Source organism: Magnetococcales bacterium, assembly GCA_015231925.1.
Classification (GTDB): domain Bacteria; phylum Pseudomonadota; class Magnetococcia; order Magnetococcales; family JADGAQ01; genus JADGAQ01.
This window is the reverse complement of sequence record JADGAQ010000246.1, coordinates 1-5,001: the sequence shown is the minus strand read 5'-3', so window position 1 is coordinate 5,001 and position 5,001 is coordinate 1. Positions and strand designations below refer to the sequence as shown.

At 54.8% G+C, this 5,001-nt stretch carries 6 protein-coding genes; 4 read left to right on the top strand and 2 right to left on the bottom strand.

All coding sequences use genetic code 11. The features are described from left to right. Nucleotides 1-416: 416 nt before the first annotated feature. Together HQL56_18075 and HQL56_18070 are read right to left on the bottom strand one after the other, a co-directional pair. Nucleotides 417-911 (bottom strand): DUF3368 domain-containing protein, encoded by a 495-nt coding sequence (locus tag HQL56_18075; GenBank protein MBF0311426.1) that lies wholly within the window; start codon nt 909-911, stop codon nt 417-419. Next, complete coding sequence (locus HQL56_18070) at nt 904-1,155, bottom strand: UPF0175 family protein (GenBank protein MBF0311425.1); 252 nt, start codon at nt 1,153-1,155, stop codon at nt 904-906. Before HQL56_18070 ends, HQL56_18075 begins: the two co-directional genes overlap by 8 nt. A 408-nt stretch (nt 1,156-1,563) precedes the next feature. On the opposite strand from HQL56_18070, the gene HQL56_18065 reads away from it, so the two are divergent. The 4 genes from HQL56_18065 to HQL56_18050 form a co-directional block, all read left to right on the top strand. After that, on the top strand, nt 1,564-2,046 hold the full coding sequence (locus HQL56_18065) for a transposase (protein ID MBF0311424.1): 483 nt from the start codon (nt 1,564-1,566) through the stop codon (nt 2,044-2,046). A gap of 223 nt (nt 2,047-2,269) precedes the next feature. Next, nucleotides 2,270-2,563 (top strand): transposase domain-containing protein, encoded by a 294-nt coding sequence (locus tag HQL56_18060; protein MBF0311423.1) that lies wholly within the window; start codon nt 2,270-2,272, stop codon nt 2,561-2,563. Nucleotides 2,564-3,408: 845 nt separating this feature from the next. Continuing rightward, on the top strand, nt 3,409-4,578 hold the full coding sequence (locus HQL56_18055; GenBank protein MBF0311422.1) for a transposase: 1,170 nt from the start codon (nt 3,409-3,411) through the stop codon (nt 4,576-4,578). A 183-nt stretch (nt 4,579-4,761) separates the two neighbouring features. Further along, the coding region (locus HQL56_18050) for an integrase (GenBank protein ID MBF0311421.1) at nt 4,762-5,001 on the top strand (240 nt) is incomplete at its 3' end.

The following is a 5,001-nucleotide window of genomic DNA, read 5'->3' as shown; positions in this document are numbered from 1 at the left end:
TAATCGCCCCCGGACCCCCGTATTAATGAACGAATGAAACAGAAATGGAATTACCTGCAGTTCCACCCACAAATCAGAGTCGGATTCAAGCGGATTTCCTCGGAATGCTTCGGACATGAAAAAGCCCGCAAACCTTACCGGCGCGGGCTTTTTGGGATATCGTCGGGTCTTGTCGAACGTCAAACTGGCGGAGGAGCAGGGATAATCCGTCAAACCTTGTAACCTATTGATTTGCGATCAGTTTCTTGTCCATGGTGTACGATTTTGTGTGCCATAAATGTGTACCAGTCGCAAGGGGTGATGCAACTCCTCTGGGAAGATAAAAAATTCAGAAACCACCTGCAATACATGATATTTGCATATGTTTTCCTTCGGGAATGAAAGCGGCGAGATGGCGGTCAGGGGGAACTGACAACTCATCGCCACGATTCACCGACCAGGGACAATGCCGCATTCAAGACAGAATCCGAAAGGTACATGCCGTGTTCCCGCAGAACCGCCAGGACGGCACGAGCATTGGGGATGGCACCGTTCTGTTTGGCCAGGAGCACCAACCCCACAGTCCCCATGAGGGTGATGCGCAAGGTCTGGGCACAACGTCGCCCTGACTGGTCGTCGATCAGGGCAATGGAACCGGGTATGGACCGGGCCAGCGCCAGAACCGCAGACTCGCCAAGCCCCAAATCCCAGACCAGAATCTCGCCGGGTATCGCTGGAGCGGGTACAATCTCCAGCCACGCCGTTTCATTCAACGTCCGCACCGTTGGGTCATGTGGTCCTCTGGCGCGGATTTCCTGCACCACGGGTTGAGGCACCAGAATCGGGCGATGCAGATGCTGCAACAGGTGGATATGCCGGGAGCGCGCCAGAAAGATCAACGGCGAAGCATTGATGATGACGGGTTCAAGCAATGTTCAACTCTTGGCGCAAGGATTCCATGTCCACGGCAAAGACATCCACCTTTTCCGACGCCAACAGCAACAGGAAATCGGTCCGGTCCAGCCCTGCAACCTCGGCGGCCCTTTCCTGGGAAAGCAGACCCTTCTGATACCAGTGGATCGCGGCAGCCTTGCGCATCTCCATGGCAAACTCCCCAGGAGAACGCCGTAGGGAAGAAAAAACGGTGTTGGGCAGTTCCATGGTGAGGGTGGTCATGGCCATGTCTCCCGACAGAAAAGGGTGGATGCAACCAAGGGTCTGGTGGTTGAAGACAATCGCTTCACAATCCGATGATAAACCAACTTCAGAATAGCGCACTTCCTGTCGCGCCGATAGGGCAAATGCCCTGACTCAAAAACGGTGTGGCGTAACCAAGGAACTCCGCATGGTGCGTTCTCTGCACCTTCCAGTGATATGGGTTGGAAGGTGGTCTTTCTCGCCGTTCACTCACGGTCAAGACAAGTCGCCGCTTGGCGCGCGATACCCCGACAAAAAAGTAAGCGGTAAATAAACCCCAGGATTCCCCTGCCGGGTAGCTTGATCTCATTTCTGTTTCATTCGTTCATTAATACGGGGGTCCGGGGGCGATTATCGCCCCCGGCGGAGGTTGGACTCGGGCCATCCATGGCCCTCGCCCTTCGGGCGCCGCTTTGCGGCGTCCAATTCGGCTTTCCTGCCGAATTGTGGAGGCAGATGGAGCGGGAACGGTTCCACTGGTTGTGTCGTCCCGGAGAGGAGGTGGCGGTGATTACGGGCCAACAACTCAACTGGCTTTCCATTCCCAAAGCGCTTGCCACGGCGGCCACCCTGGCTTGGGTGGCCGTGTCCAAGTATGTCGATGCCCTGCCTTTGTACAGGCTGGAGAACCCGTTCGTGCGGATGGGCATTGATCTGCCCCGTGCCACCCTGTTGGTCAAATCGGGCCTTCTGGTTCAACCCCTGATCAACCTGCTGCGGGACCGGCTGTTCGAATATGGCGTGTGGCAGATGGACGAAACCCCGGTGCAGGTACTCGAAGAACCCGACAAGCCTGCCACCAGCACTTCCTACATGTGGGTGCAGCGTGGTGGTCCAACCTGCCGGGGGGGTAATCCTGTTCAATTATGATCCCAGTCGTTCCGGCAAGATACCCCTGGAACTCCTGCTCGACTTCAAGGGATGACTGCAGACCGATGGCTACGACGGTTACCTGGCGATAGGCGCACAACCTGGCGTAGAGCATCTGGCCTGCCGGGCCCATGCATGTCGCAAGTTCGACGAGGCGGTCAAGGCAGCCGGCAAGGGCGGCAAAACCGCCAAGGCTTCCCGAGGAATCGCCCTCATCCGCAAATTGTACGCTATCGAAAAACGCATCCGGCCCTTCGTGCCGGGCCGCAAGAACTGGCTGTTCAGCCATTCGGTTCAGGGGGCCAAGTCGTCAGCCAACCTGTACAGTCTGATCGAAACCGCCAAAGCCAACGGCCTGGAACCCTATGCCTACCTGCGCCATGTCTTCAAACACATCCCAACTGCCCGAGTCGTCGACGACTTCGATGCTCTCCTGCCTTGGAATCTTAACCCGGACAGGTCCCCAAAGATCAAGCCCGCAGTACGATGGGGTTCTTTGAGCGCTTACGTTACATGAAATCTTACCTGCAGTTCCACCCACAAATCAGAGTCGGATTCAAGCGGATTCCCTCGGAATGCTTCGGACATGAAAAAGCCCGCAAACCTTACCGGCGCGGGCTTTTTGGGATATCGTCGGGTCTTGTCGAACGTCAAACTGGCGGAGCGAACCATACGCCAAACGGAAAATTCTCCGCTCGGTTCGACTCCCGAAGAGGAGAATATTCCAATTTCTTTTCGATCTGGCGAGCGTGATTTCAGGAAGGCAACCTGTTGAGGGAGCAGGGGAATCGGGGAAGGTATAAAAATGTTCTTCAGCCCGTGTCCGTCACCTGCTCAGACCGGGAGGGCTGCACGCCACGACTCTTTCAGGGGCCACGTCCAGACCAATCCGGATCCGGCTGCATGGTTGACCGTTGACCGGGGGGTGCGTGGAAGTTCTCGAAGACCAGGAGGGCAGGGGGGTGCCATCGACCCTTTCTGAGGCCTGTACCAAAATGTAGGATACCGTCCTCTCATGGCTTCTGGCCATTTTTTCAAAAAAGCGCGAGGGCGGTTCCGCAATGCCAAGTTCGTTCATGTTCCTCCTGTGGACATGATGCCCTTCGGGCAAAAAGTCAACGGCAGAATCAAAGTCAACACCGTGGGGCTCTGCCCCACACCCTGCCGGGGGCCTGCCGGCCCTCAACCCCCCTCCAACCAACTCCTTCCAACTCCTTCGTTTCCTGATATATTCCAGGACCATGGAAACAATCCGTGGCCCATTCACACTCAAAAGGATCTTTCAGGAGAAATGGGGCCAGTTCCTCGCCATCTACCCTACACGGGTCACATGGGTCATCGCCTACACCGTCTGGAAAGATCATGAACTGTCGAGAACCTGATGGCCTCGGCTTTGTCACCTTTGCCTGCCCTGATCACCCCGATCAGACCTGCCAAGTCCCGCGATCCTGCAAGAGCCGTTTCTGCTCGGTATGTGCCAAGGTCCAGGTGGATCGCTGGGTTGCCGGGATGAATCAGATGTTTCCAAACTGCGGGTATTTCCACATCACCTTCACCGTCCCATCCCAGTTCAGGGAGTTGCTCTTTGAGAAACGTGCCTTGCTGAATGCCGTTTTCGCGGCTTGTGCCGAAACCTTGATCTCTTTTTGCGCCGAGCAAGGATTCCTTCCGGCAATTACCGCCGTCCTTCACACATTTGGCAGCGACCTCAAACGTCACGTCCACATCCACATCATCATTAGTGCCGGCGGGTTGATGCTGTCTGGTAAGGCAGAACGGTACACACGCTTCATGGAGCGGAAAAGAAAAAATCCCACAGCCCAAAAGAGGATCGTGACCGTTGTGACGGACAATCCCAGCTGGATCGAATGCCATGACTTTCCTTACAAAGTTCTCCATAAGCGATACCAAGCCCTGCTCATCAAGCACCTCAAGGAACACATCCTCAAAAATCTGAAATCAGATACCCCTGACCCAGACTTCAGACCCTTTTCCGATCCTGGCGTCATACAGAGCTTTTTTGATGACCTCAAGCAGCTCTACAAAAAAGGCTTCTTTGTCCATGCCTCAGGAGAGAGGCAAAACCTCATATGCACCGTCAAATACCTTGGCCGATATGCCCGCCGCCCACCGCTCTCAGAACTCCGCATCAAGGACTACACCGGCGAAATGATCACTTTTGAGTTCAAAGACTACCGGAACCACGAACGTCCAGTCCTTTACACGCTACGCACGGTCGAATTCATCCGAAAGCTGGTTCAACATATTCCTCCTCACTACTTCAATGTAATCAGGCACTACGGGCTGTTGGCCAGTCGGGTGAAGGCTGTATACCGAAAACTCACCGACAAACTGCTCCCACCATCGGCAAACGTCAAACCTGCTGCGGTCTGGCGCGAACGGCAAACCGCATTTCGGGGAGATGATCCATTGCTTTGTAGAATCTGTATAAAGGTCATGGCGTTCGTCTCCGCGAGTCTCCCAAAGCCCCTTAAATTGACACGGGCTGAATTTCAAGTCGCCTTCTCCTGACACTCCCTCCACGGGATAGCTGCGCCCTTTCTTGGATTTTGGCGATTCCTGGCTCAACAAGATCAATCTAAAGAATTTTCTTTCGTCTGATAAGGCATCAAACAAAAACCAGGTTTATCGATATGATAAAACCAACTGATAGCTGACTGAGGTCCAATTTTTTTATTTTTCCGAAACATCAAAATGACGGCCTACGCTCTGGTCTTCATCCACCTGGGCAGCAGGAGGGTCCATTGCAGTGCTCCGACCTGTTCTCCCGACGGCGGCTGGGTAACTCAACAGGCCCGCAACGCCTTGATATGGTGCGACGAACAAAGCGTCAAACCCCGATTCCTGATCCGCGACGCCGACACCAAGTTCTCCGGGCAGTTCAACGAGGTCTGGAAATCAGAAGAGGTCCGGGTCATCCAGATTCCTCATGGG

What these genes read in the sequence shown, in the direction of transcription:
- HQL56_18070 (MBF0311425.1), bottom strand. Translation starts at nt 1,155, where the DNA reads ATGACCACCCTCACCATGGAACTGCCCAACACCGTTTTTTCTTCCCTA.
- HQL56_18065 (MBF0311424.1), top strand. Translation starts at nt 1,564, where the DNA reads ATGGCCCTCGCCCTTCGGGCGCCGCTTTGCGGCGTCCAATTCGGCTTT.
- HQL56_18055 (MBF0311422.1), top strand. Translation starts at nt 3,409, where the DNA reads ATGAACTGTCGAGAACCTGATGGCCTCGGCTTTGTCACCTTTGCCTGC.